This is a genomic window from Pseudomonas sp. P129, assembly GCF_020312195.1.
GTDB classification, from domain to species: Bacteria; Pseudomonadota; Gammaproteobacteria; order Pseudomonadales; family Pseudomonadaceae; genus Aquipseudomonas; species Aquipseudomonas fragariae.
Genome location: NZ_JAGPYS010000008.1, coordinates 169438 through 193656 on the forward strand (window position 1 = coordinate 169438; position 24219 = coordinate 193656).

The following is a 24219-nucleotide window of genomic DNA, read 5'->3' on the forward strand; positions in this document are numbered from 1 at the left end:
GATCTACGATCGATCTACACACGAGAAAAACGAGCAAGGCTGGTCACACACCTGCACCAGTAAGGTCTTCAGCCGCAAAATGAGCCCCTACCTCAATGCAAGAAATCCACGGCTACCACGCTCACATCTATTTCAACGCCCAAACCCTCAATCAGGCGCGAGCGTTGTGCGAAGCCGCGACCGAGAAATTTGCCGTGCAGATGGGGCGCGTCCATCAAAAGCTGGTTGGGCCGCATCCGGACTGGAGTTGTCAGTTGGCGTTCGGGCATGAGCAGTTGGCTGACGTTACGTTGTGGCTCGCGCTGAATCGCGATGGGCTGGTGGTGTTTCTGCATCCTCTGACGGGCGATGAGCTGCGCGACCATACCGATCATGCCATCTGGATGGGCGCGGTCAGGCCTCTGAATTTGAGCTCGCTGGCTGGCTGATAGCCAGCTTCCTGGCCATTTTCCTTCTGCGGTTACTAGCGCATCCATCGTTGAAAAGATCGATGTAAGATAGCTCCGCTGAAAAATGACCGCTAGGTCCGTTACAGCGCAAACTTCCACAAGATGGTCATGCATACGCTTCAACATGATAATTCGCCTGCTACGGGCGGCTTGAATCGAATGCTGAAAGACCAGAATAGAGGATCATCAGAAATGCCGGATCTACTCATCGACGGTAAGACACTTCACTATTCCGACCAAGGCGCCGGACCGGTGGTATTGCTCGGTCACAGCTATCTCTGGGACAAGGCGATGTGGAGTGCACAGATTGATACGCTGGCCAGCCAGTATCGGGTGATCGTGCCGGATCTGTGGGGTCATGGCGATTCCAGCGGGTTTCCTGAGGGCACTCGCAATCTCGATGATCTGGCGCGGCATGCGCTGGCGCTGCTGGATCATTTGAATATCGAGCGTTGCAGCATCGTCGGGCTGTCGGTCGGCGGTATGTGGGGCGCAATCGCTGCGCTGCTCGCGCCAGAGCGCATCACCGGGCTGGTGCTGATGGACACCTATCTGGGCAAAGAGACCGAGGCCAAGAAAGCCTACTATTTCTCGTTGCTCGACAAGCTGGAAGAAGTCGGGAGCTTTCCTGAGCCGCTGCTGGATATCGTCGTACCGATCTTCTTCCGTCCCGGCATTGATCCGCAGTCGCCTGTGTACAGGTCGTTTCGTGCAGCGCTTGCCGGCATGAATGCCGAGCAGTTGCGTCAGTCCGTCGTACCACTGGGAAGGATGATTTTCGGTCGTGATGACCGGCTCGGGTTGATCGAGCAATTGAATGCAGACACCACGCTGGTGATGTGTGGCGATGCAGACATTCCGCGCCCGCCCGAGGAGACGCGTGAAATGGCGAACCTGATCGGCTGCCCTTACGTGCTGGTGCCTGAAGCAGGGCATATCGCCAATCTGGAAAACCCGGATTTTGTGTCAGGGGCGCTGATGACGTTCCTGGCGCGGGTTAACCAGAAGCAGGGTTGAGCTGAGCCGCGCCTTCAGGGACGGATGCAGACCCTCCGGAGCGGCGCTACCACGCTGTAGTGCTCACTTTTATACACAGAACCGGGAATGCAGCGCTTTCAGGCTTCCACGGCCTTCGGCCAGAATCAAAAGCGGACTTGTGTATAACGATGAGGAATGCCTTGCGTGACGCTCCGTGTCACACGTTTGCGCGTCGCCGCGCATTCAAGGACGTCAGCACCCCATCAATTCAACACACCATCCAGAATCGCGTACACAATCCCCGAACCCACGGCGATCAGCACCACGTCGGTGCCCAGGCGGCGCCATTCGTAGCCGTCATACTGTGGCAGGTATTGCAGCGAGCGGCTGTCCAGACGTTTACCGTAACCAGGGGGCAACGGACGGCCCTTGGCGATGTGTACGCCCGGCGGCAATGGCTGGCCCCGACCGATGACGTCGCGGTGTTGCTGGAAAGTCTCGCGTACCGGGCCGAAATCCTGCGGTGGGCGGTTGCCGCCACGGTTGTCCTGATGCGCCTGTCTGCCTGGTTGGCTGGCCGGGCCTTTGTCCGGACCCCTGCCATTGTCATTGCCCGGTCCACGGTCATTACCACGCTGGTTATGCCCACCGTCGTTCTGCGGTCCCGGCTGTTGGGCTCCACGGTTGTCGTCCGGGCCATCACCGCGTTGATCGGGTGGTGCAGCTTGCAGCAGCGGACTGGCGCTGATCATCAAGATACCCAGTCCGGTGATAAAACGGTTTGGCAGTTTCATGGTGTTTCCTCGGCCTCACGCGATGCAGCAAAAAGGGGTTCATGACGTTGGTCATGAACCCCTTGTGTCTTGCTACATAGAGCCGCTGCTCAGGCTTTGATTCCTCTGTATCAGAAACTTTACCCTCAGCGACGAGCGCTACGTACGCCCTCGGCCAGTGCCGCGCACAGCGTCAGCACGCCGTCGATGGCATGCTCCGGCGACTCGGCGCTGGCGATCTTGTCGACGAAGGCCGAGCCCACGACCACACCGTCAGCCAGACGCGCAATCGCCGCGGCCTGCTCGGGGGTGCGGATACCGAAACCGACGCTGATCGGCAGATCGGTGTGGCGGCGCAAGCGAGCGATGGCTTCGGTGACGTGCTCGGTGGTGGCCGAGCCTGCACCGGTCACACCGGCAACCGACACGTAGTAGACGAACCCGGAGCTGCGCTCCAGCACACGCGGCAGACGCGCATCGTCAGTGGTCGGTGTGGTCAGGCGGATGAAGTCGATGCCGGACGCCTGTGCAGGCGTCGCCAGCTCGGCGTCGTGCTCGGGTGGCAGGTCAACGATGATCAGACCGTCAACGCCTGCTTCCTTTGCCTGCGCCACGAAGGCTTCGACGCCAAAGCGGTGGATCGGGTTGTAGTAACCCATCAGCACAATCGGTGTGGTCTGATCGTCGACACGAAATTCGCTGACCATCTGCAGGGTTTTCTGCAGAGTCTGGCCAGCGTCCAGAGCACGCAGAGTCGCCAGCTGAATCGCCACACCGTCGGCCATCGGATCGGTGAACGGCATGCCCAGCTCGATCACGTCAGCACCCGCCGCAGGCAGGCCCTTCAGGACTTTCAGCGAGGTGTCGTAGCCAGGGTCACCGGCGGTGATGAAGGTGACCAGCGCCGCACGACCTTCGGTTTTAAGCTGGGCGAAACGATGTTCTAGACGGCTCATACCAGCTGCTCCTGAGTGTGTTCGGCGGCGGCCATGTGGTTCATGACGGTTTGCATGTCTTTGTCGCCGCGCCCGGACAGGCACACGACCATCAGGTGATCATCGCGCAGGTTGGTCGCGCGCTTCATGGCTTCGGCCAGGGCGTGAGCGGTTTCCAGCGCCGGGATGATGCCTTCGAGCAGGCAGCACTGATGGAAAGCGTCCAGCGCTTCGTCATCGGTGATGCTGACGTATTCGACGCGCTTCACTTCGTGCAGGAATGCGTGTTCAGGGCCGATGCCGGGATAGTCCAGGCCGGCAGAGATCGAGTGCGCATCGGTGATTTGTCCGTCGCCGTCCTGCAGCAGGTAGGTACGGTTGCCGTGCAGCACGCCCGGTACGCCGCCGTTCAGGCTGGCCGCGTGCTTGTCGGTGCTGACACCATGACCGCCCGCCTCGACGCCGATGATTTCCACGCTGGCGTCATCCAGAAACGGATGAAACAGGCCCATGGCGTTGGAACCACCACCGACACAGGCAACCAGGCTGTCCGGCAGACGACCTTCCTTCTCCAGCATCTGCTCTTTGGTTTCCTTGCCGATGATGGCCTGGAAGTCACGGACCATCGCCGGGTAAGGGTGCGGGCCTGCCACGGTGCCGATCAGGTAGAAAGTGTCGTCGACGTTGGTCACCCAGTCACGCAGCGCTTCGTTCATCGCATCTTTCAGGGTGCCGGTGCCGGAGGTGACCGGAACGATTTCAGCGCCCAGCAGCCTCATGCGGAACACGTTGGCCTGCTGACGCTCGATGTCGGTAGCACCCATGTAGATTACGCAAGGCAGACCGAAACGTGCAGCAACGGTAGCAGTGGCAACGCCGTGCATGCCGGCGCCGGTTTCCGCGATCAGGCGTTTTTTGCCCATGCGCTTGGCCAGCAGCACCTGGCCGATGCAGTTGTTGATCTTGTGCGCGCCGGTGTGATTGAGCTCTTCGCGCTTGAAGTAGATCTTCGCGCCGCCGCAGAATTCGGTCAGGCGTTCGGCGAAGTACAGCGGGTTCGGACGGCCCACGTAATCGCGCTGAAAGTAGGCCATTTCTTTGATGAATTCCGGGTCTACCTTGGCGGCTTCGTACTCGCGGTTGAGGTCGAGCACCAGCGGCATCAGGGTTTCAGCCACGTAGCGGCCGCCGAATGAGCCGAACAGGCCGTTGGCGTCGGGGCCGCTGCGGAAATTGGTCTGGGTCATGAAGTGCTCCAGTTGCAGTATTGGGCGAATAGGTTGAGCCGTATTGGCAATGGGTTCACTTTAACCAGCGCAAGGCCGGATGAAAACCGATAAGATCGCTGCAACCTGTCAGGAAAACTCACAGATCATGAGCCGCGACCTTCCTCCCCTCAATGCATTGCGCGCCTTTGAAAGCACTGCCCGGCTTGGCAGTGTCAGTAAGGCGGCGGAACAGCTGAACGTCACACATGGCGCTGTCAGTCGCCAATTGAAAGTGCTTGAAGAACACCTGGGTGTGAGCCTGTTCAGCAAGGACGGACGAGGCTTGAAACTCACAGATGCAGGTATTCGTCTACGCGATGTCAGCGGCGACGCGTTTGATCGGTTGCGCGGTGTATGTGCAGAGCTGAGCAAGGGCAGCGCAGACGCGCCGTTCGTGTTGGGGTGCTCCGGCAGCCTGCTGGCGCGCTGGTTCATCCCGCGCTTGAGTCGCCTGAATGCCGAGCTGCCGGACCTGCGTCTGCACTTGTCGGCGGGCGAAGGTGATCTTGACCCGCGTCGACCAGGTCTTGATGCCCTGCTGATATTCGCCGAGCCGCCATGGCCGGCAGACATGCAGGTCTTCGAACTGGCAAGCGAGCGGATCGGCCCGGTGTTGAGCCCGCGCTTCGCGCGGTTCGAGCGTTTGTGCGATGCACCTGCCGAGGCGTTGCTGGAAGAGTCGCTGCTGCAAACCACATCGCGTCCGCAGGCGTGGCCAAGCTGGGCGCAGCAGAACGGCATCGACCCGCAGTCATTGCGTTACGGACAGGGGTTCGAGCATTTGTATTATTTGCTGGAGGCGGCCGTGGCAGGCCTTGGCATCGCGATTGCGCCGGAACCTCTGGTCATCGATGACCTGAAAGCCGGTCGCCTGGCTGCGCCATGGGGCTTCAGTGAAACCCCGGCGCAGCTGGCGCTTTGGGTACCCAGACGTGCGGCCGATGGACGGGCGCAGCAGCTTGCTCAGTGGTTGAAAAATGAGCTGAAGCGGTCCGGGGAACCGATCAGAAACTGATCAGTTACCGCGCTTGAACAGCATGTAGGCAGCGATCAGGCCGATGGCACCTACCGCAACGCCAGCGGTGGTCCAAGGGTGTTCCTGAGCGTAGTCACGGGTTGCCAGCGCGTTCTCGCGGGTTTTCTCTTTGACGTCTTCGTAGACATCGCTGAGCAGGCTGCGCGAATGGCTCAGCGCGCTTTCAGCGTTGGCTTTCAGATTCTTCAGTGTCTTGCGCGACTCGTCGGTAGCGTCGGCTTTCAGGCCCTCGAGGGACTTCAGGAGGCTCTCGATTTCAGCTTCCATACTCTGCAACGAGGCTTTGCGAAGTGACGTAGTAGCCATGGTGTTTCTCCTGCAATGATGATTGGGCGTGTTGTTTCGGACTCCGCGCTTTTTGGAAAGTGCGATGGGATTTTTGCAAAGGTCTGAACTTTTGCGCGCGTTCTCCTGACAGAAGCAGGGAGCGCGCTCTATATCGCGTCTTTTTCAGACCTCAGGAGAACTGCCATGTCCGATCATCACACGTACAAGAAAGTTGAAATCGTCGGCTCTTCCACGACCACCATCGAAGACGCCATCAACAATGCCCTGGCCGAAGCCAGCAAAAGCCTCGACCTGATGGAATGGTTTGAAGTGACCGAAACCCGCGGCCATATCGAAAACGGCAAAGTCGCGCACTTCCAGGTAACGTTGAAAGTGGGCTTCCGCATCACCAACAGCTAAGGGTGATCTGAACCTTTCGACTGGCCGATTGCCATAACCTGCGCTACACACACTGATATGGCCACACGGTTGATGTGTGAGCGTGGGGATTTTCAATGGGCGCCTGTTCCGATGGCGTCTTCATTTGGCCGGACGAGAGGGATTACCCATGAAGAAGTTTTTGTTGGCTGTAGGCTTGCTGAGCATTGCAGGCACTGCCCTCGCGGCAGGCAAGCCATGTGAAGAGTTGAAAAGTGAACTCGACGCCAGACTCCAGGCGAAGGGCGTAACGTCCTACACGCTGGAAGTGGTCGAGAAAGGCAGCGCGGCCGACAAGCAAGTCGTCGGCACCTGCGAAGGCGGCACCAAGGAAATCGTTTACCAGCGCGGTTGATTGCCAACCGGGCAAGGCTCAGGCCGGTTGGCCCGGTTAATCCCGTTTGCAGGTTTCACGAACAGAATCGCCCCGGACTGTCATCCAGTCCGGGGCGATTCTGTTTGTGGCTGGTTTTTTCCGATTCGGAAAGTCGCTTAACCGTGCGCGACCTGCGCCAGAATCTCGTAGGAACGCAACCTGTCTTGGTGCTCGTACATGTCGCAGGTAAAGAGCAACTCGTCAGCGTCGGTCTGCTCGAGCAGCACATCCAGTTTGGCGCGGATCTTCTCCGGGCCACCCACCATCGCCAGCCCGAGGAAGCTTGCTACTGCCTCACGCTCGTGTGGCAGCCACAGGCCGTCCATTGACTCGACAGGCGGGCGCTGCATCAGGCTGTGCCCACGCATCAGCGCGAGAATGCGCTGATAGACCGATGTCGCCAGGTATTCGGCATGCTCGTCGGTGTCGGCCGCCGACAAGGGCACGCCGAGCATCACATAAGGCTTGTCGAGCACTTCCGATGGCTGGAAGTGATTGCGATACACGCGAATCGCCTCGTGCATGTAGCGCGGCGCAAAGTGCGATGCGAACGCATACGGCAAGCCGCGCATGCCTGCCAGCTGGGCGCTGAACAGGCTCGAGCCCAGCAGCCAGATCGGCACGTTGGTGTTTGAACCGGGTACGGCGATCACTTTTTGATCAGGCGTGCGCGGCCCCAGGTATTCCATCAGCTCGGTGACATCATCCGGGAAGTCATCGGCACTGCCGGAGCGCTCGCGGCGCAAGGCACGCGCAGTCATCTGGTCGGAGCCCGGTGCGCGGCCCAGACCCAGGTCGATGCGGTCGGGATACAGGCTGGCCAGGGTGCCGAACTGCTCGGCGATCACCAGCGGCGCATGGTTGGGCAGCATGATCCCGCCAGCCCCGACACGAATGGTCGACGTGCCGCCTGCCAGGTAGGCGAGCAGCACCGAGGTCGCTGAACTGGCGATGCCGTCCATGTTGTGGTGCTCGGCCACCCAGAAGCGGTTGTAGCCCAGCTTTTCGACATGCTGGGCAAGGTTGAGCGAGTTGCGCAGCGATTCGGCGGGGCCTTTGTCGTGGCGCACCGGCACCAGATCAAGGGTGGAAATTTTTACATCTGCCAGACGTTTCATAGGCCGGGGTAGCTCCTCGAATTGTGATGGGCCGGCTGCTGGAGCTGCCCACGATGAAACAGCAGTGCGGGCGCAAGTCCGGCTTTTCAATGGGGCAGTGTAGAAAAACCTACTGAAACGGTAGGTCTTTCCGACGGTTGAACTTTCCAGAGCCGTCTATCCTCAGAATGCTGTAACAGCAACGATCCAAATTCATTCCAAAAGGAGCCACCATGAGCATCGTCAAGAAAGCATCCGCCCACTGGGAAGGTGATCTGAAAAGCGGTATCGGCAGCATCTCCACGGAAACCGGCGTATTGCGCGAAGCACCTTACGGCTTCAAGGCACGTTTTGAAGGCGGCAAAGGCACCAACCCTGAAGAATTGATCGGCGCAGCCCATGCAGGCTGTTTCTCGATGGCCTTGTCCATGATTCTGGGCGGTGCAGGCCTGACTGCTGAAAGCATCGATACTCAGGCTGAAGTGTCGCTGGATCAGGTAGAAGGCGGTTTCGCGATCAGTGCTGTGCATTTGACCCTCAAGGCCAAAGTGCCAGGCGCGACCCAGGAGAAGTTCGACGAACTGACCAAGCAGGCCAAAGAAGGCTGCCCGGTTTCGAAAGTGTTGAACGCCAAGATCACCCTGGACGCTACATTGCTGAGCTGATTCACAGCCAGCCTTGCGGGGGCGCCTTGTGCGCTCCTGTATCTGCTGTATAAAGCTGGCTTGCTTCATCGGTCATGCGTTGGTTGACGCATGGTTTGATTATGATCAGGAGTCGAGCATGAAACGTTTTATTCTGGCAGCGACCTGCACCCTGCTGGCAACCAGCGCCCTGGCGGCACCGAAATCCTGCGAAGAGCTCAAGGCTGAAATCGAGGCCAAGATCCAGGCCAACAATGTCACGTCCTACACGCTGGAAATCGTGAGTAACGAAGAAGCCACCGATCCCAGCATGATCGTCGGCAGCTGCGACAACGGTACGAAAAAAATCATCTATCAGCTCAACGGTCGCTGATCAGATGCAGTGCACCCCGCCCTCTTCTTCCTCCTCGGCCACCACCTTGCGCTCTGCATCGTAAAGCCACGCGTCGACACTGTTCGCCAGTGAGCGTACCTCCAGCACGTAACGCTGCCCGGCAGCGAAGTGGTCGTAACGAACACTGACGTAACAGGTGATCTCGGTGTACTCGTCGCCGATCATCCCCATGCCGCCCGAGCGATACTCATAGTCATAACGCACCTGCAACTCATGGCTGCCCGGGGTGACCTGAAAATAGCGCCCGTCGTAAGTGTTCCTGCCATCGAGCTTGTCGCCCATGATCAACTGGCCGGTGATGGTGCGCATGTCGACCCACGCCATGTCCGGATTGACGGCAGGCAAGGGGCCGGCGCATCCGGCGAGGGTGAGTGCGGTTATCAGTATCAGAAGACGGAATGGCACCGAAGTTGTACCTCTGCTTAAAAAGGTTTAGTGGCGACCGTTGACATGACTTGCTGTTGGCCATTCATCCAGTCTGCAGAGACCGCGCAGCGTGTTTCAGTCAAGCGTTGGATAACGGCAAAATCGCTTCTCAGGTTTCGTGAAAATATCGGCTCATGGTGAGCAATTCGATTTCGAAGCAATCGAATTTGTTCGAGATCAGCCGCGATCTTTGCTCGGTGGGCAGATACAGTGAAACACTTTTCGAGGTTTGGAAAAAAGCGGTATAGATAGGTGGCCCAGATACGGCCTTCAAACCGTTTTGTGAACATTTTTTCCCAAAAGACGAATTTCAACTCTGCGATAACGGCGCCGGTTGTGCCACATTTCTGTCTGGCTCTTGCAAGCTCTTGTTTTGGCTTGAAAACCGGACCTGTAACATTCGGCAAGCTCTGCTCGAAGCCGGGACTCCAAGGCCACCGGGGGCCGTAAACCGAAGCGATTGCGTCTGCAACACCGTTACGGACAATCACCTCGCACAGGTGTAGAGGCGTAAGGAACGCTCCAGAGACGAGGGCGTTCCAGGCATATAAAGTTATGGCCTCATCAAGACCTCGGCCCACAGCGAGCGCTGCGTTTTCATACGTCGAAATCCGGGCAGATGAAATGGATAATCTGATTGCTTTTGCGACCTCTAAAGCTGACATTGACGACAACTGCAAATCTCCCTATAGTCCGTCCACTAGCCGAGGGCCTAGCTGGCTTATGCCTCCCCCCACGGACAGATGATATAGCAATACCCAAAGCCCACCTGCACGGTGGGTTTTCTGTTTGTGTCTAATGAAAATGGCGTTCTGCACGGGCGCGCAGCTTGGTACGTTCGAGTTCGTCCATGGATTGAGGCTCTATACCTTGCAATCCTTATAAGAGTTGCACATCCCCACTCCCCTCCGGCATAACATCACCGCACCCAAGCCACCAAAACCCTTCCCTTCATGGCCACATTCGCCCTGCCACGCCTTCGCCACCTGCTAGCGCTGACGGCCGTCACGCTGCTGACCGGCTGCTCCAGCGTTTCCTACTACAGCCAGTTGGCGCAGGGTCAGTGGCAGTTGCTGCAGGCCCGTGAGCCGGTGGAGAAGATCATTGCTGACCCGACTCGGGATGCAGGTTTGCGCAGGCATCTGGCCCGGTCACAGTTGGCGCGGGCGTTTGCCAGCGAGCATTTGCATCTGCCGGATAACCAGAGTTATCGCCTGTATGCGGATCTGGGCCGCCCTTATGTGGTGTGGAATGTGTTCGCGACGGATGAGTTCTCGCTGGAGCCGGTCACGCATTGTTTTCCCATTGCCGGGTGTGTCGCGTATCGCGGTTATTACAGCCCTGGCGGGGCGCGTGGCGAGGCGGCGTTGCAGCGGCAGGCGGGCAAGGATGTGTATTTGAGTGGCGTGGAAGCCTATTCGACGCTGGGTTGGTTCAATGATCCGATTCTCAGTTCGATGATGGGCTGGGGTGACGAGCGTCTGGCCACGCTGATTTTTCATGAATTGGCGCATCAGCGTTTTTATGTGAAGGACGACACGGAGTTCAACGAGTCCTACGCCAGTTTCGTCGAGCAGGAAGGTACGCGGCAATGGCGTGCGGCGCGGGGATTGCCGCCGGAGAGTGTTTCGCAGTCGGCACGGCGTGATCAGTTTACCCGGCTGGTGCTCGACACCCGGGAGCGACTCAAGGCGCTTTATCGTCAGCCGCTGTCGGCCGAAGTGATGCGCGCGCGCAAGGCTGAGGAATTCGAGCGGATGCGCCGTGACTACCGCGCGTTGCGGGATGAGCAGTGGGCTGGCGACAAGCGTTTCGATGCCTGGATCAACAGCCCGATGAACAACGCCAAACTGCTGCCTTTTGGTCTTTACGATCAATGGGTGCCAGCGTTCGAGACGTTGTTCAGGCAGGAGAATGGCGACTGGCAGGCGTTTTATCGAGCGGTGGAGAAGCTGGGCGGGATGCCGGTCGAGGCACGCAAGGCGGCGCTGCAGGCGTTGATGCCTTGAAGCTCCCGTGGGAGCGAGCTTGCTCGCGAAGAGGTCGGTACAGCGCCCACACAAAGGGCGTTTGAACCGCGGTCTTCGCTAACAAGCGAAGCGTCGCCCCGGCTCGCTCCTACGGCCTTCGGCCAGAATTGAAGGCCGACTGAGTGCAGAGCGCAGTATTCATAGCGGGCCTCAACCCTTATCAAACCCTTCCGCCAGATGCTGATCCTTGAGCTTCACGTAATTAGTCGCGCTGTACGGGAAGAAGGCGATTTCCTTTTCGGTCAGGGCGCGCACCTGTTTGACCGGGCGACCGACGTACAAAAAGCCGCTTTCCAGCACTTTGCCCGGCGGCACCAGGCTGCCGGCGCCGATGATCACATGGTCTTCGACGACCGCGCCGTCCATGATGGTGGTGCCCATGCCGACCAGGATGCGATTGCCGATTGTGCAGCCATGCAGCATGGCCTTGTGGCCGATGGTCACTTCATCGCCGATCAGCAGCGGAAAACCGTCCGGGTTGAAGGGGCCGGCGTGGGTGATGTGCAGCACGCTGCCGTCCTGCACGCTGGTGCGGGCGCCGATGCGGATCCGGTGCATGTCGCCGCGCACCACGGTCAGCGGCCAGACGGAGCTGTCGGCGCCGATTTCGACGTCACCGATTACCACCGCTGAATGATCGACAAAGGCCCGTTCGCCGAGGGCTGGGGTGTGCTCCTGAAACTTGCGAATGGCCACGATAGGCTCCTTCTTTGGCAGTGATAGGCGTGTAGAGCGGGTTTGGTTGCTGCGGTCGGCGTCGATTGTAATTAAGATGGCTGAGTGTTTCTTCAAGGCAAGGTGCAAAACCGTGAGCGCGAACAACCCTCTTCTGCAATCGTACGACCTGCCACCCTTTTCGGCGATTCGTGCCGAGCATGTCAAACCTGCTATCGAACAGATCCTGGCGGATAACCGCGCCGCGATTGCCGACATCCTCGCCAAACAGGGTTCGACACCGACCTGGGCCGGGCTGGTGCTGACCATGGACGAGCTGAACGACCGCCTGGGCGCTGCCTGGAGCCCCGTCAGCCACCTCAATGCCGTGTGCAACAGCGCCGAGCTGCGCGAAGCGTATGAATCGTGCCTGCCGGCCTTGAGCGCCTACTCCACCGAGATGGGCCAGAACCGCGCGCTGTTCCAGGCCTATGAAGCCTTGGCCAATGGCCCCGAGGCCGCCAGTTTCGACGTTGGCCAGAAGACCATTCTGGAGCAATCGCTGCGTGACTTCCGCCTGTCCGGTATCGATCTGCCGCCTGAGCAGCAGAAGCGCTATGCCGAAGTGCAGAGCAAGCTGTCGGAGCTGGGCAGCCAGTTTTCCAACCAATTGCTCGATGCCACTCAGGCCTGGACCAAGCTGGTTGCCGATGAGTCCGCCCTCGCCGGCCTGACCGACTCTGCCAAGCAGCAGATGGCCGCCGCGGCCAAGGCCAAGGATCTGGAAGGCTATCTGATCACGCTGGAATTCCCGAGCTACTACGCGGTGATGACCTACGCCGAAGACCGCGCACTGCGCGAGGAAGTCTATGCGGCGTACGCCACCCGCGCATCGGATCAAGGCCCGAACGCCGGCAAGAACGACAACACGCCGGTCATGGAGCAGATCCTCGACCTGCGTCAGGAACTCGCGCAATTGCTCGGTTATGCCAACTACGCTGAACTGAGCCTGGCGACCAAGATGGCCGAGTCCAGCGATCAGGTGCTGAGCTTCCTGCGTGACCTGGCCAAGCGCAGCAAGCCGTTTGCTGCCCAGGACCTGGAGCAGCTCAAGGCTTATGCCGCCGAACAGGGCTGCCCGGATCTGCAAAGCTGGGACAGCGGTTTCTACGGCGAGAAGCTGCGCGAGCAGCGCTACAGCGTTTCCCAGGAAATCCTGCGCGCCTACTTCCCTGTCGATAAGGTGCTCGGCGGCCTGTTCACCATCGTTCAACGCCTGTACGGCATCGAGATTGCCGAGCAGAAAGGCTTCGACACCTGGCACCCGGATGTTCGTCTGTTCGAGATCAAGGAAAACGGCCAGCACGTCGGGCGTTTCTTCTTCGATCTGTATGCCCGCGCCAACAAGCGTGGCGGTGCCTGGATGGACGGCGCGCGTGACCGTCGCCGTACGGCGCAAGGCACGTTGCAAAGCCCGGTGGCCAATCTGGTGTGCAACTTCACACCCGCTGTCGCAGGCAAGCCTGCGCTGCTCACCCACGACGAAGTCACCACGCTGTTCCACGAATTCGGTCATGGCCTGCATCACCTGCTGACCCGCGTCGAGCATGCCGGGGTATCCGGTATCAATGGCGTGGCTTGGGACGCGGTCGAGTTGCCGAGCCAGTTCATGGAAAACTGGTGCTGGGAGCCCGAAGGCCTGGCGCTGATCTCCGGTCATTACGAAACCGGCGAGCCGTTGCCGCAGGATCTGCTGGAGAAGATGCTCGCTGCCAAGAACTTCCAGTCCGGCCTGATGATGGTGCGTCAGCTGGAGTTCTCGCTGTTCGACTTCGAACTGCATGCCACGCATGGCGACGGCCGCAGCGTGCTGGACGTGCTGGAAGGCATTCGCGACGAAGTGTCAGTGATGCGTCCGCCTGCCTACAACCGCTTCCCGAACAGCTTCGCGCACATCTTCGCAGGTGGTTACGCCGCCGGTTATTACAGCTACAAGTGGGCTGAAGTGCTGTCCGCCGATGCGTTCTCGAAGTTCGAGGAAGATGGCGTGCTCAACGCTGAAACCGGACGCGCCTTCCGCGAAGCCATTCTGGCACGTGGCGGTTCGCAGGCACCGATGGTGCTGTTCGTCGACTTCCGCGGACGCGAGCCGTCGATTGACGCATTGTTGCGTCACAGTGGCTTGAGCGAGGACGCGGCAGCATGACCGATACACCGGTAGTCATTACCAGGAAACGCTTCATCGCCGGGGCGGTTTGCCCGGCATGCAGCGAGCCCGACAAACTGATGATGTGGAACGAAAACGACGTGCCGCATCGCGAGTGCGTCAGTTGCGGCTACAGCGATACGCTCAACGAGCAGGGTATTTCGATACCGAAGGAGTTGGGTACGCGGGTCAACAAGGCGGTGGTCAAACCGGCGGATCCCAAGGTTCAGGGTGTACAGTTCTTCCCGAACCCGAAGTTGAAGAAGCCGGTTGATTTGAGCGACTAGAGTCAATTATGTATGGGGGGCGGTAAACGCCCCCTCTCACACTATTAGTTAACTGGCTCTTCTGTACCCGTATCGTTGGTTTTTTCTTCTTTCGGCTTTATGGAAAGATTCATGACCGCATAGGCTTGGGCCAAGGCAAGTATTGCAGTGATGTCCTGGGTATTGGTGACGCCGTCTTCGTTGATGTCGGCTCCACTTTTTACTGTGTCGAAACCTTTATATTTATCGGACGCTGTTACATAAGCCATGCCATCCATCTTGTCTCCGTTCCAGTGTTGCACCAGTATTTCGGGAATACCGTCGCCTTCAAAATCTTCCATGGACAACCTGATTTCATAATTAGCCATGTTCTCAATCCTCTTTTATTGATTGAGATGCCAGTACTGCCAGCCTCTCCGGCACCTGTGTAGGTCAGGTTTTGTTACAGGCGTAACCAGGCTTTACCAATCCACCAACTCAGCCACCTTCTTCCTGAAGGCCAATGCCAGGTCGGTCAGAACTTCCTCGTCCCTTCCCAGTTCGCCGCGAATCTTGTGCTTGCCATGAGGGTGCAGCCTGACCCAGGCATGCTCTTGCAAATCATCGTTTTCATAAAATTCAATGGCTATTTCAGGATGGTCATGTTCCTCAATGTCTTCAGCCCACAACCGAATCTCATACTTGGCCATCACCCACCTCGTTCTCAGGTAAATGCGCCAGTACCCGATAGCCGAGTTGGCGTTTCGCTACACTAGGCTTGAAGAAAAAGGGTGTCTACTGGCAGAAGTAACAGGTGGTTTTTTATACAGGGCGGGAACTATCTAAAGAAGGGCTTTAATAGCACTTAAACATACAGTCAGGACAAGCGGCGGGCGCCGCTTGTCCTTGAGCACGCGTGAAGTTTCAGTCTGCTGTCTGAAGCCTGCGCTTCTCGGCCAGACGACTTCTGCCGTACAGCACGGCAATGGCGATCAGGGCGATGGCCTGTGCGCCGAGCGAGTACAGGTCGGCGTGAATGCCCAGCCAGTCGAACTCGAAGAACGGCACCGGCCTTGTGCCGAATATGCCCGCCTCTTGCAACGCCTTGACGCCGTGACCGGCAAACACCACCGACAGTGCGCAGAGCAGCGCAGCGTTGATGCCGAAGAACAGCGACAGCGGCAGCTTCGCCGAGCCGCGCAGGATGATCCACGCCAGGCCCACCAGCAGCACCAGCGCCGTGGCACCGCCCGCCAGCACGGCGTCGTGCCCGGCCGGTCCTGCCTGCAGCCACAGGGTTTCGTAGAACAGGATGACTTCGAACAGCTCGCGGTAGACCGAGAAGAACGCCAGCACCGCGAAGCCGAAACGACCGCCGCCGCCGACCAGGCTGCTTTTGACGTAGTCCTGCCACGCAGCGGCGTGGCGACGGTCATGCATCCACACCCCGAGCCAGAGCACCATCACACTGGCGAACAACGCGGTGGCGCCTTCCAGCAATTCCCGCTGTGCGCCGCTGACGTCGATGACATACGCCGCGAGCGCCCAGGTGGCCAGCCCGGCCAGCAGCGCCAGACCCCAGCCGATGTTGACGCTGCGTACGGCAGACTGCTGGCCGGTGTTGCGCAGAAACGCCAGAATCGCCGCCAGTACCAGAATCGCTTCCAGCCCTTCACGCAGCAGGATCAACAGGCCCGAGATGTAGCTCAGTGACAGGCTCAGGCCGTCGCTGCCCAACAGGTCCGCCGACTCCTTGAGCTTGCCTTTGGCCGCTTCCAGCTTCTGCGCAACCTGAGGTAGCGGCATGCTGTCCTGCAAGGACTGCCGGTAAGCCATCAGGCTCTTTTCAGTGTCCTTGCGCACATTGGCGTCGACGTTATCCAGCGAGCTTTCGACCAGCTCGAAACCCTCCAGATACGCCGCGACCGACAAATCATAGGCCTGCTCGCGATCACCGGCCTTGTAGGCTGCCAGGCTCTTGTCCAGCGTTACACTGGTGTAATCCAGCAGTTGCGCCGGGCCGCGCTGTACCTGTGGTGGCTGCGCGCGCTGGGCCCGGAAGGTGGCGGTAGCGTCCGGACCTTCGGCTGCCTGGATTTCGGCCGGTGTCTGGCGACCCAGGTCGGCAAGGTTGAAGGTCTTGGCAGGCTGGGCGACTGGTTGCGCGCTGAAGCTGGCGATATAGGTCGCTATATCCCAGCGCTGGCGATCATCCAGCTGGTCGGCGAACGCGGGCATATCGGTGCCGGCAATACCCAGCCCGGTCGCGTTGTAGAGATCGTAGAGACTCAGGCGATCCAGCCGCGCGGTATCCCGCAGGTTCGAGGGCGGCGGTTCCAGGCCAATACCTGCCGGTCCATCCCCTGCACCGCTGTCGCCATGGCACACCGAGCAATGCTGGGCGTACAAAGGCGCGCCACGGGCGGGGTCCGGCGTAATGGCCGGGGCCTGACTGACCTCGTAGGCAAGCGCGAGCTTCGCACTCAACTGCCGCGCCTGACGCGTGACCTGCGCAGCGTCCTGTCGACCCGCCACAGCGCTTTTCAGCTGGGTGACCGCCTGCTCCAGAGCATCCCGCCCGGCGCGCTGCGGCAAGGCAACGACCAGGCCCTGCAACGCAGTCAGGTTATCGACCTGCTGCTGGTACTTGACGGTGTCCACAACCTTGCCATCCGCCACGGTCGCCGGGTAATCGGCCCCCAGGTAATCCAGCAGATGCAGCGCCTGGGCGGCACCCTCGACCGGGTCGGCCAGCGCAACGCAGCTGCCCAACGCCAGGAGCGGCAACAGTAACCAGGCAAGAAAACGAGAATGGACGGGCATTGCAGAATCTCGACGGGAATGCGAAGCGTTGCATTGTTAACGCCGCAACGGCACTACTCAATAGTCGAGGTCTATTTTTGTTACAGAATCTTACGTTCAGCCTTCAGTCGCCCTGAGCAGAACGGGTGTCTGCTCAGGGCTCGAGACCGACACGTTTCAGGCCGTACCGCGATGCAACGTCGCGAGGAAACCTGCCGCGCCCACGAACAGGCTGGCGAAGGTGCGATTCATGCGACGTTGCTGGCGAGGCGTCTTGAGCAGGCGCAACACTTTGGATGCCAGCCCGGTGTAGCCCGCCATCACGATCAGATCGACCACCACCATGGTCGCCGCGATGATCGCGTACTGGATGAGCAGCGGAGCGGCCGGGTAGATGAACTGTGGCAGGATCGCCAGAATGAAGATCAGCGCCTTGGGGTTGCTGATATTCACCAGAAAACCACGCAATACCAGCGTCATCGGTTTGCCCATCGGGCGCACGGCTGATTCGTCGGCCAGGTCGGCTGGCAGGGCGCGCCATTGCTTGATGCCGAGATAGACCAGATACGCGACGCCGAACCACTTGATCAGTGTGAACGCCATATCGGAGGCCGCCAGCACGGCACCCAGACCTGCCGCGACAATCGCGATCTGTGCCACCAACGCAATCTGCAAGCCCAGGGCATTCCAGTAGCCACGCCAGAAACCGTATTGCAGGCCGCAGGACATCGAAGCGATGGCGCCCGCGCCGGGAGACAGACTGATAATCCAGCAGGCCGCAAAAAAGCCCAGCCACGTTTCAAGCGCCATCGTGCACCTCAAGCAAAGTCCAATGCTCAGTAAATTAATGCGGGTTGCTTTGCAAAGCTAACGATTTCTAATCCTGCTCGTCCGGCTGCTTTGCGACCACCATCTGCGCAAACAGATCGCTGCCACGCCAGCGGCGCACCGACTTCTGGAAAAACTGGCTGTTGGGCACCTGGACCAGCGCGCCACCGGCTTCCGGGGTCTCGATCAGGGTGGTGAACATCAGATTGATGGCGACCACCCGCCCCTTCACGCCCGGCTTGTCCAGCGTATCGACCAGCTCGACCATGTCACCGATGCGGAACGGGCCGATGGTGAAGATCAGAATGGCGCAGAGCAGGTTCGACAGCACGCTCCACATGGCGAAGAACGCCACCGCCGCAACGGCGACGAAGCCGGACAGTGCAGTCCACAGCACCGTGGCCGACACCCCGAGTCGACCCAGGACGAGGACAAAGGCGCTGCCCATGATCAACCAGCGCAGGCCGCCGCGAACCGGCACCAGCAATTCTGGCGGCAACGGATAGCGCTCGCCCAGCCCGGTCAGAAAACCACCCACGATGCGTTGCAGTACGTAACCGGCCAGCAGGATCAGCAGAATCTGCGCACCCACCAGCAGCGGTTCAAGCCAGTACGCGGATACCGGCAAGCCCAACATGTCCATCACTTCCCTGCCTCACTCACGACAATGCTTCCAGTTCGGCCTGCATTGATTCCAACAGTTCCAGCGCTTGCATCCAGGCGTCTTCCAGCTCGGCTTCGCGCACTTTCAGCTTCGCCTGTTCGGCCAGCAGATCGCGCAGCTTGTCCTTGTTGGCCGCCTCGTAGTTGGTGCTGTCAGCCAGCGCTTCTTCGACCTTGGCGAGTTTCTCATTCACCAGCCCGAGATCACGCTCCAGCTTGTCGGCTTCGCGCTTGTGCGGCGCCAGTTGCTGACGCAAGGCCGCTGCCTGCTGGCGCTGGGCTTTCTTATCGGTCTTGTCGGCGTTGACGGGCGTGTTGCTGACCGGAGCGTTGCGCAGCCGGTAATCGGCCAGCCAGCGCGTGTAGTCATCCAGATCGCCGTCGAACGCCTGCACGCGGCCGTCGGCCACCAGCAGGAAGTCATCGGTCGTGCTCTTGAGCAAGTGCCGATCGTGAGACACCACCAGTACCGCGCCACCGAACTCCTGCAAGGCCATGGTCAGCGCCAGGCGCATCTCCAGGTCGAGGTGGTTGGTCGGTTCATCGAGCAGCAACAGATTGGGCTTTTCCCAGGCAATCAGCGCCAGCGCCAGACGGGCTTTCTCGCCACCGGAGAAATTCAGCACCGGCTCATCCAGACGCGCGCCACGGAAGTCGAAACCGCCCAGGAAATCGCGCAAGGTCTGTTCACGCTCGGTCGGTGCCAGGCGCTGCAGGTGCAGCAACGGCGTCGCCTTGGCGTCCAGTGAGTCGAGCTGATGCTGGGCGAAGTAGCCCACGGTGAGGTTTTCGCCACGCACCAGCCGACCGCTTTGCGGCTCAAGCTCGCCGGCGAGGTTTTTGATCAGCGTCGACTTGCCTGCGCCGTTCGGACCCAGCAGGCCGATGCGTGCACCGGGCGTGAGTTGCAGCTTGACCTTCTCGAGGATGGTCTTGTCGCCGTAACCCAGGCGCGCATCGGACAGGTCCAGCAAGGGGCTGGAGATCTTGTCGGACTCACGGAAGACGAAGTTGAACGGAGAGTCGACGTGCGCGGCCGACAGCTCTTCCATGCGTTCCAGCGCCTTGATCCGGCTTTGTGCCTGACGGGCCTTGGTGGCCTGGGCCTTGAAGCGCGCGATGTACTTTTCCATGTGCGCACGTTGCGCCTGCTGCTTCTCGTAGGCCTGTTGCTGCTGGGCCAGACGTTCGGCACGGGCCCGCTCGAACGCGCTGTAGCCGCCGCGATAGAGAGTGATCTTGCGTTGCTCGACATGGGCGATGTGATCGACCACGGCGTCCAGAAAATCCCGGTCGTGGGAAATCAGCAGCAAGGTGCCGGGGTAACTCTTGAGCCAGTCTTCAAGCCACAGAATGGCGTCGAGGTCCAAGTGGTTGGTCGGTTCGTCGAGCAGCAGCAGGTCCGAGGGGCACATCAATGCCTGCGCCAGGTTCAGGCGCATACGCCAGCCACCGGAGAAACTGCCGACCTGACGCTCCATCTGTTCGTTGGTGAAGCCCAGCCCGGCCAGCAGCTTGCGAGCGCGTGCGTCGGCGGTATAACCGTCGGCGCTGTCGAGCTCCGAATGCAGACGGGCCTGAGCGGCACCGTCCTGCGCGGCTTCGGCCTCGGCCAGCGAGCTCTGTACCTCGCGCAGGCGCTCGTCGCCATCGAGCACGTAATCCACGGCCAGGCGTTCGAGCGTGTCGACCTCCTGGCGCATGTGCGCGATACGCCAGTCGGCGGGCAGCAGGCAGTCGCCGGCGTCCGGCGTCAGTTCTCCACGCAGCAGGGCAAACAGGCTGGATTTACCGGCGCCATTGGCACCGATCAGACCGGCTTTATGGCCGGCGTGCAGAGTCAGCTCGGCGTCTTCTAGCAGACGTTGCGGACCACGCTGTAAGGTAAGGCTTTGAAGTCGAATCATAATGGCGGCGGAGTCTACCAGCTTCGTCCTGAACAGGTGGATCACTATGCCTTCAGCGCTCTGGAGTTTCACCCTCGATTTCTACGCCCGACCGGGTGTGGAACAGGCTTGCCTGACGCTGCAAGCCAACGGGGCCAACGTGTGCATGGTGCTTTGCGGGGTGTGGCTGAGCACGCGCGACGTGGAGTGCGATGCTCAGCGAGTAGCGCAAATAAAGCAGTTGGCGACACCCTGGCATGACGATGTGGTGCGTCCGTTGCGGGATTTGCGTAACCAATGGCGCCATGCGGCGCTTGAAGACGCACAGCTCAGTGCATTGCGAATGAAGGTCAAGGCGCTGGAACTGGAGGCCGAACAGGGTCTGATGATGAAGCTTGAGGCACTGACCGGGGACTGGCCGGCGGGTGAGGCGAGGAATGCAGAGGAGTGGCTGCTCGAACTTGCCGAAGGGGACGCAGAAAAAAACCGCGATGCGCTGCATGTGCTGCGCATCGCGGTTGGACTTGCCGTCGACCAGACTTAGGAAGCGCTGGTTGGCGTTGCGCCGTTGGCAGGTGTTGCCGGTGCGGCGGCGGGCGCGGCAGGTGCAGGCGTTGTCGGCTTGGCTGCAGCAGGCGCTGGCGTGGCCGGTTTGGCGGCGGCTGGCTTCACGGCAGGCTTGGCCGCAGGTTTGGCGACAGGCTTGGCTGCTGCTTTCACAGGTGCCTTGGCAGGTGCTTTGGCCGGAGCCTTGACGGGCGCTTTCACAGGCGCTTTCGCCGCAGGTTTGGCGGCCGCCGCTTTTGCTGCTGGTTTGGCAGCGCTGCTGGCGGTGGTCTTGGCAACCGGCGCCTTGGTGGCAGCAGGCTTGGCCGCGGCCGGTTTAGCAGCCGTTGTCCTGGCTGCAGCAGGCTTGGCGGCCGTTGTCTTGGCTGCGACAGGCTTGGCTGCTGCAGTCGCCCGGGGGGCCGGTTTGGCAGCGGCTTTTACCGGGGCCTTGGCAACAGCAGTTTTTGCGGCTGGCTTGGCAGCTGCGGAAGGCTTGGCTGCGGCCTTGGCGACGGCTGTTTTAACCGGCGCTTTCGCTGCGGTTTTTGCCGGGGCTTTGGCAGCAGGTGTCTTGGCGACCGCTTTCGGTGCGACAGGCTTGGCATCGCGAGTGGTCAGGATCTTGCCGACCGCCTCTTTCACGCGACCAATACCCTGAGCCAGTTTCAGGCTTTCCTGGGCATCACGCTTGAGGTGCAGGATGTAAGTGCGGGTTTCGGTCTGACGATCCTTGAGAGCGTCCAGCAACTCTTCCAGCTCGGACACGGCGCCTTTGGCCTTGGCCTGCGCCTTGGATTTTCCGGCGGTGGCAGCATCCTGCAACTTGATGCGGGAGTTGTGCAGTTTTTCCTGCGCCTTGCCGCGCTGTTTCTCAAGCTTGGCGAGCAGTTTCTCGGCATCAGCCAAGGCTTGGGAGCAGGCGTCTTCCAGATGTTCAAGCAAGCTGCCCGATAATTGTTGGAGCAAATGCAACGGAGTATTTACTGGCTTCTTTTTGGCCGACATGACTTACCTCCTGGGTGACGAAATTGCGGCTCATACTAGGCTTCTGCGCGCATCGCCGCTAGGGCATCTTGACAGCATCCATGGGGCGCTGTTGCATACTCAGAGAAATGATTGCTCGGCACGATGCAAAGGCATTGTGAAATTCACATCACAAGACTCGTCACTACTCGCGCTGGCGCTGGCATAATCGCTGCCTTCCCAGGCCGGAGAGCATTAATGTCGCGCTACCTGTTAACGTCGTTGTTCCTCTTGCTACCCCTGGCTCAGGCCGCCGAGGCGCCGCCTGCGTCCAGCGACGGCCACGATCTCGCCTACAGCCTGGGCGCAAGCCTTGGCGAGCGGTTGCATCAGGAAGTCCCTGACCTGGACCTCAAGGCGCTGGTAGAAGGCTTGAAGCAGGCTTATCAGGGCAAGCCGCTGGCGCTCAAGCAGGACCGCATCGACCAGATCCTGCGCGAGCATGACGCCGCGATCGCCCAGGCCGAGACTGCCGGTACGGATGCGCCGACCGAGGCGGCCCTCAAGGCCGAGCGCACGTTCATGGACAGCGAGAAGGCCAAGCCGGGTGTGAAGGTGCTGGCTGACGGGATTCTCATGACCGAGCTGACTCCTGGCACCGGCCCCAAGCCCAGTGCCGATGGCCGGGTTGAAGTGCGTTATGTCGGTCGCTTGCCGGACGGCACCATCTTCGATCAGAGCACCCAGCCCCAGTGGTTCCGGCTCGACAGCGTGATCAGCGGCTGGACCAGCGCCTTGCAGAACATGCCGACCGGCGCGAAGTGGCGGCTGGTGATCCCTTCGGATCAGGCCTATGGTGCCGAGGGCGCTGGCGATCTGATCGATCCGTTTACACCACTGGTATTTGAAATCGAGCTGGTTGCGGTTTCACAGTAAGCGGACGGAAACCGGCGTTCAGAAATGCGAAAGGGTGCAATAAGCACCCTTGGCGTGTAGCGCTTGCACTAACAAGGTCACGCCTGAGCGGCGATCTCTTCCTTGTGCGAGTTGTGCAGTACTTCAATCAGGCAATCTTCCAGCTCGAAACGCTCGTGCAGCAGTTGCCCCAGCTGGTTGAACTCCCGGGCTACCACCGCCGCATCCGAGCAGTCGCCCTTTTCGCAGCGATCATTGAACGTCAGGGCAAACTTGGTGATGACGTCCAGACGTGGATAGATCGTGTCTGCCAGTTCGAGCCCACGCTCGTCATTGAACGCCCGGGCTTCATCACCCAGTTGTTCGTAGACTTCAAAGTGCCCGGCAGAGACGTAATCCACAAGAATCCCGCAGAAGTTCTGCAGGCCTTCGAGGTCGGCTGCCAGCGCTTCGGGCGTGTCGCCCAGCGCATCGTAGGCTTCGACCAGTTCGAGACGGCTTTGAAGCCAGCGATCGATCAGCTTGTTCACTCCGCCCCAGCGTTCCTGAGCATTCTGACAACTTTCCAGCATGGTCTTCTCTCTTCCCTTCAGGGGCATGCAGTCCTGTGCCGGTCCGGGTTATTGGCCGGGACCAGGCCTGATAAATGCGTCAGGACAGCATATTTCCAGTGACGCGTGCGGCCCAGATTATGCCCGCTCGACAAGGCCATCAAGGTACGCAGGAGATAAAGTTCATACAAGCGTTTAATGGTCGCCCCGATCTCTGGTCGCCAGCCAGTGGCTGAATTCGCTGAAAAGAGGATACAGCGGCAACAGCGCCAGACCCGTAAATGCCAGCAGACTCCACTCCGGCAGGCTGATACCGAACAGTGTCCAGGTGATTTCGGCGCAAAACAGCGCGTCGCTTCGCAGCCGGTCGATGCACATGTCCAGGGAGAGCAGGCTCAATATTTGCTCCAGTCTGGTAATGAACGGTATCAATTGATCGGCCGAAGCGGTTTGCAGCCACACCTGTGTGCCTGCGCCAGCAAGCCCTGCCAGGGCGACCAGCAGAAGCCCCAGGCTGTAGCGCCGCGTGCCTGTCGGGCCAGGAGCGTGGCAGGCAGCACAGAGCGCCAGTACACCACAGACGATGAATGCAGCTCGCTGCACCATGCACAGAGTGCAAGGGTCGAGACCTACGGCTTGCTGCAGGTAAAAGGCGACGCCAATGATTGATGCACAGGCCGGCGATGCCAGGAAGAACAGGAAGCGTGTGCGAGCCAGATACATGGCAAATCCGTAACAAAGGACGAGACGATTACGGTAGAGGAAAGGGTGCGGCGCATTCAAGGTGGCGGCGTACGGATGCGTCGCTGTTTACCGAGGAAAAAGAACACGCCGCTGCGTGGTTCT

General features: G+C 60.0%; 29 protein-coding genes. 12 read left to right on the top strand and 17 right to left on the bottom strand.

Annotated features, from left to right (window positions below; all coding sequences use genetic code 11):
* Window positions 1-95: 95 nt before the first annotated feature.
* Together KBY02_RS19160 and KBY02_RS19165 are read left to right on the top strand one after the other, a co-directional pair.
* Window positions 96-428: a DOPA 4,5-dioxygenase family protein gene (locus tag KBY02_RS19160; protein WP_058822568.1), complete on the top strand. Its 333-nt coding sequence runs from the start codon at window positions 96-98 to the stop codon at window positions 426-428.
* A gap of 213 nt (window positions 429-641) precedes the next feature.
* Window positions 642-1466: an alpha/beta fold hydrolase gene (locus KBY02_RS19165; protein WP_104683528.1), complete on the top strand. Its 825-nt coding sequence runs from the start codon at window positions 642-644 to the stop codon at window positions 1464-1466.
* Window positions 1467-1690: 224 nt separating this feature from the next.
* Here the strand turns inward: KBY02_RS19165 and KBY02_RS19170 are convergent, their stop codons facing one another.
* The 3 genes from KBY02_RS19170 to trpB all read right to left on the bottom strand — a co-directional run bounded on the left by KBY02_RS19170 (window position 1691) and on the right by trpB (window position 4382).
* Window positions 1691-2221 (bottom strand): anti-virulence regulator CigR family protein, encoded by a 531-nt coding sequence (locus KBY02_RS19170; RefSeq protein ID WP_011266142.1) that lies wholly within the window; start codon window positions 2219-2221, stop codon window positions 1691-1693.
* 125 nt (window positions 2222-2346) lie between these two features.
* Entirely contained in the window at window positions 2347-3156 is an 810-nt protein-coding gene (gene trpA / locus KBY02_RS19175) for a tryptophan synthase subunit alpha (RefSeq protein WP_003318459.1), read from the bottom strand.
* Entirely contained in the window at window positions 3153-4382 is a 1230-nt protein-coding gene (gene trpB, locus KBY02_RS19180; RefSeq protein WP_024640017.1) for a tryptophan synthase subunit beta, read from the bottom strand. The genes trpA and trpB overlap by 4 nt, the downstream gene beginning before the upstream one ends.
* Before the next feature lie 79 nt (window positions 4383-4461).
* Between trpB and KBY02_RS19185 the strand changes: the two genes are divergently transcribed.
* Entirely contained in the window at window positions 4462-5418 is a 957-nt protein-coding gene (locus tag KBY02_RS19185) for a LysR family transcriptional regulator (protein WP_060409256.1), read from the top strand.
* Here KBY02_RS19185 and KBY02_RS19190 read toward each other — a convergent pair whose 3' ends face one another.
* Window positions 5419-5745 carry a DUF883 family protein gene (locus KBY02_RS19190; protein ID WP_003318456.1) on the bottom strand — a complete coding sequence of 109 codons (327 nt, stop codon included), beginning with the start codon at window positions 5743-5745 and terminating at the stop codon, window positions 5419-5421.
* Window positions 5746-5910: 165 nt separating this feature from the next.
* Between KBY02_RS19190 and KBY02_RS19195 the strand changes: the two genes are divergently transcribed.
* Window positions 5911-6126, top strand: a complete 216-nt coding sequence (locus tag KBY02_RS19195; protein WP_003318455.1) for a dodecin — start codon at window positions 5911-5913, stop codon at window positions 6124-6126.
* A gap of 148 nt (window positions 6127-6274) precedes the next feature.
* Window positions 6275-6499 (top strand): DUF1161 domain-containing protein, encoded by a 225-nt coding sequence (locus KBY02_RS19200; protein ID WP_003318454.1) that lies wholly within the window; start codon window positions 6275-6277, stop codon window positions 6497-6499.
* A 137-nt stretch (window positions 6500-6636) separates the two neighbouring features.
* Here KBY02_RS19200 and KBY02_RS19205 read toward each other — a convergent pair whose 3' ends face one another.
* Window positions 6637-7638, bottom strand: coding sequence for an LLM class flavin-dependent oxidoreductase (locus KBY02_RS19205; protein ID WP_003401526.1), 1002 nt, complete (start codon window positions 7636-7638; stop codon window positions 6637-6639).
* A 212-nt stretch (window positions 7639-7850) separates the two neighbouring features.
* Here KBY02_RS19205 and KBY02_RS19210 point away from each other — a divergent pair, with 212 nt between their 5' ends.
* Both KBY02_RS19210 and KBY02_RS19215 read left to right on the top strand, forming a co-directional pair.
* Window positions 7851-8282 (top strand): OsmC family protein, encoded by a 432-nt coding sequence (locus tag KBY02_RS19210; protein ID WP_003340074.1) that lies wholly within the window; start codon window positions 7851-7853, stop codon window positions 8280-8282.
* Window positions 8283-8400: 118 nt separating this feature from the next.
* Window positions 8401-8634 (top strand): DUF1161 domain-containing protein, encoded by a 234-nt coding sequence (locus tag KBY02_RS19215; protein ID WP_003318449.1) that lies wholly within the window; start codon window positions 8401-8403, stop codon window positions 8632-8634.
* Here KBY02_RS19215 and KBY02_RS19220 read toward each other — a convergent pair whose 3' ends face one another.
* Together KBY02_RS19220 and KBY02_RS19225 are read right to left on the bottom strand one after the other, a co-directional pair.
* On the bottom strand, window positions 8635-9000 hold the full coding sequence (locus KBY02_RS19220; RefSeq protein ID WP_024640020.1) for a hypothetical protein: 366 nt from the start codon (window positions 8998-9000) through the stop codon (window positions 8635-8637).
* A gap of 77 nt (window positions 9001-9077) precedes the next feature.
* Window positions 9078-9746 (bottom strand): hypothetical protein, encoded by a 669-nt coding sequence (locus tag KBY02_RS19225; RefSeq protein WP_024651192.1) that lies wholly within the window; start codon window positions 9744-9746, stop codon window positions 9078-9080.
* 288 nt (window positions 9747-10034) lie between these two features.
* Here KBY02_RS19225 and KBY02_RS19230 point away from each other — a divergent pair, with 288 nt between their 5' ends.
* Entirely contained in the window at window positions 10035-11090 is a 1056-nt protein-coding gene (locus KBY02_RS19230) for an aminopeptidase (RefSeq protein ID WP_096135228.1), read from the top strand.
* Between the two features lie 171 nt (window positions 11091-11261).
* Here the strand turns inward: KBY02_RS19230 and KBY02_RS19235 are convergent, their stop codons facing one another.
* Window positions 11262-11807: a gamma carbonic anhydrase family protein gene (locus KBY02_RS19235; RefSeq protein WP_058822572.1), complete on the bottom strand. Its 546-nt coding sequence runs from the start codon at window positions 11805-11807 to the stop codon at window positions 11262-11264.
* Window positions 11808-11883: 76 nt separating this feature from the next.
* Here KBY02_RS19235 and prlC point away from each other — a divergent pair, with 76 nt between their 5' ends.
* Entirely contained in the window at window positions 11884-13971 is a 2088-nt protein-coding gene (gene prlC / locus KBY02_RS19240) for an oligopeptidase A (protein WP_161632401.1), read from the top strand.
* Window positions 13968-14258 carry a YheV family putative zinc ribbon protein gene (locus tag KBY02_RS19245; protein WP_024651191.1) on the top strand — a complete coding sequence of 97 codons (291 nt, stop codon included), beginning with the start codon at window positions 13968-13970 and terminating at the stop codon, window positions 14256-14258. The genes prlC and KBY02_RS19245 overlap by 4 nt, the downstream gene beginning before the upstream one ends.
* 44 nt (window positions 14259-14302) lie before the next feature.
* Here the strand turns inward: KBY02_RS19245 and KBY02_RS19250 are convergent, their stop codons facing one another.
* From KBY02_RS19250 to KBY02_RS19275, 6 genes are all read right to left on the bottom strand, one after another.
* The gene (locus tag KBY02_RS19250) at window positions 14303-14605 is read right to left on the bottom strand and encodes a hypothetical protein (RefSeq protein ID WP_024651190.1); all 303 of its coding nucleotides are present in this window, start codon (window positions 14603-14605) and stop codon (window positions 14303-14305) included.
* Window positions 14606-14698: 93 nt separating this feature from the next.
* Window positions 14699-14926, bottom strand: coding sequence for a hypothetical protein (locus KBY02_RS19255; RefSeq protein ID WP_003401541.1), 228 nt, complete (start codon window positions 14924-14926; stop codon window positions 14699-14701).
* Window positions 14927-15140: 214 nt separating this feature from the next.
* A complete protein-coding gene (locus KBY02_RS19260) occupies window positions 15141-17039 on the bottom strand; it encodes a cytochrome c/FTR1 family iron permease (RefSeq protein WP_104683529.1) in 1899 nt (632 codons plus the stop codon).
* 156 nt (window positions 17040-17195) lie between these two features.
* Window positions 17196-17828 carry a LysE family transporter gene (locus tag KBY02_RS19265; protein WP_096135226.1) on the bottom strand — a complete coding sequence of 211 codons (633 nt, stop codon included), beginning with the start codon at window positions 17826-17828 and terminating at the stop codon, window positions 17196-17198.
* A gap of 67 nt (window positions 17829-17895) precedes the next feature.
* Window positions 17896-18489 carry a mechanosensitive ion channel family protein gene (locus KBY02_RS19270; RefSeq protein WP_024651188.1) on the bottom strand — a complete coding sequence of 198 codons (594 nt, stop codon included), beginning with the start codon at window positions 18487-18489 and terminating at the stop codon, window positions 17896-17898.
* A 16-nt stretch (window positions 18490-18505) separates the two neighbouring features.
* A complete protein-coding gene (locus KBY02_RS19275) occupies window positions 18506-20416 on the bottom strand; it encodes an ATP-binding cassette domain-containing protein (RefSeq protein WP_024640024.1) in 1911 nt (636 codons plus the stop codon).
* A 46-nt stretch (window positions 20417-20462) separates the two neighbouring features.
* Here KBY02_RS19275 and KBY02_RS19280 point away from each other — a divergent pair, with 46 nt between their 5' ends.
* The gene (locus KBY02_RS19280) at window positions 20463-20939 is read left to right on the top strand and encodes a TIGR02444 family protein (RefSeq protein WP_024651186.1); all 477 of its coding nucleotides are present in this window, start codon (window positions 20463-20465) and stop codon (window positions 20937-20939) included.
* Here KBY02_RS19280 and KBY02_RS19285 read toward each other — a convergent pair.
* On the bottom strand, window positions 20936-21949 hold the full coding sequence (locus KBY02_RS19285) for an AlgP family protein (RefSeq protein ID WP_104683530.1): 1014 nt from the start codon (window positions 21947-21949) through the stop codon (window positions 20936-20938). The two genes, KBY02_RS19280 and KBY02_RS19285, sit on opposite strands and share 4 nt — an antisense overlap.
* Window positions 21950-22165: 216 nt before the next feature.
* Between KBY02_RS19285 and KBY02_RS19290 the strand changes: the two genes are divergently transcribed.
* Window positions 22166-22843 carry an FKBP-type peptidyl-prolyl cis-trans isomerase gene (locus KBY02_RS19290; protein ID WP_003401556.1) on the top strand — a complete coding sequence of 226 codons (678 nt, stop codon included), beginning with the start codon at window positions 22166-22168 and terminating at the stop codon, window positions 22841-22843.
* Window positions 22844-22920: 77 nt separating this feature from the next.
* Here the strand turns inward: KBY02_RS19290 and KBY02_RS19295 are convergent, their stop codons facing one another.
* Both KBY02_RS19295 and KBY02_RS19300 read right to left on the bottom strand, forming a co-directional pair.
* Window positions 22921-23394 carry an Rsd/AlgQ family anti-sigma factor gene (locus tag KBY02_RS19295; RefSeq protein ID WP_003340038.1) on the bottom strand — a complete coding sequence of 158 codons (474 nt, stop codon included), beginning with the start codon at window positions 23392-23394 and terminating at the stop codon, window positions 22921-22923.
* 174 nt (window positions 23395-23568) lie between these two features.
* Window positions 23569-24096 (bottom strand): disulfide bond formation protein B, encoded by a 528-nt coding sequence (locus tag KBY02_RS19300; protein WP_104683531.1) that lies wholly within the window; start codon window positions 24094-24096, stop codon window positions 23569-23571.
* Window positions 24097-24219 lie beyond the last annotated feature (123 nt).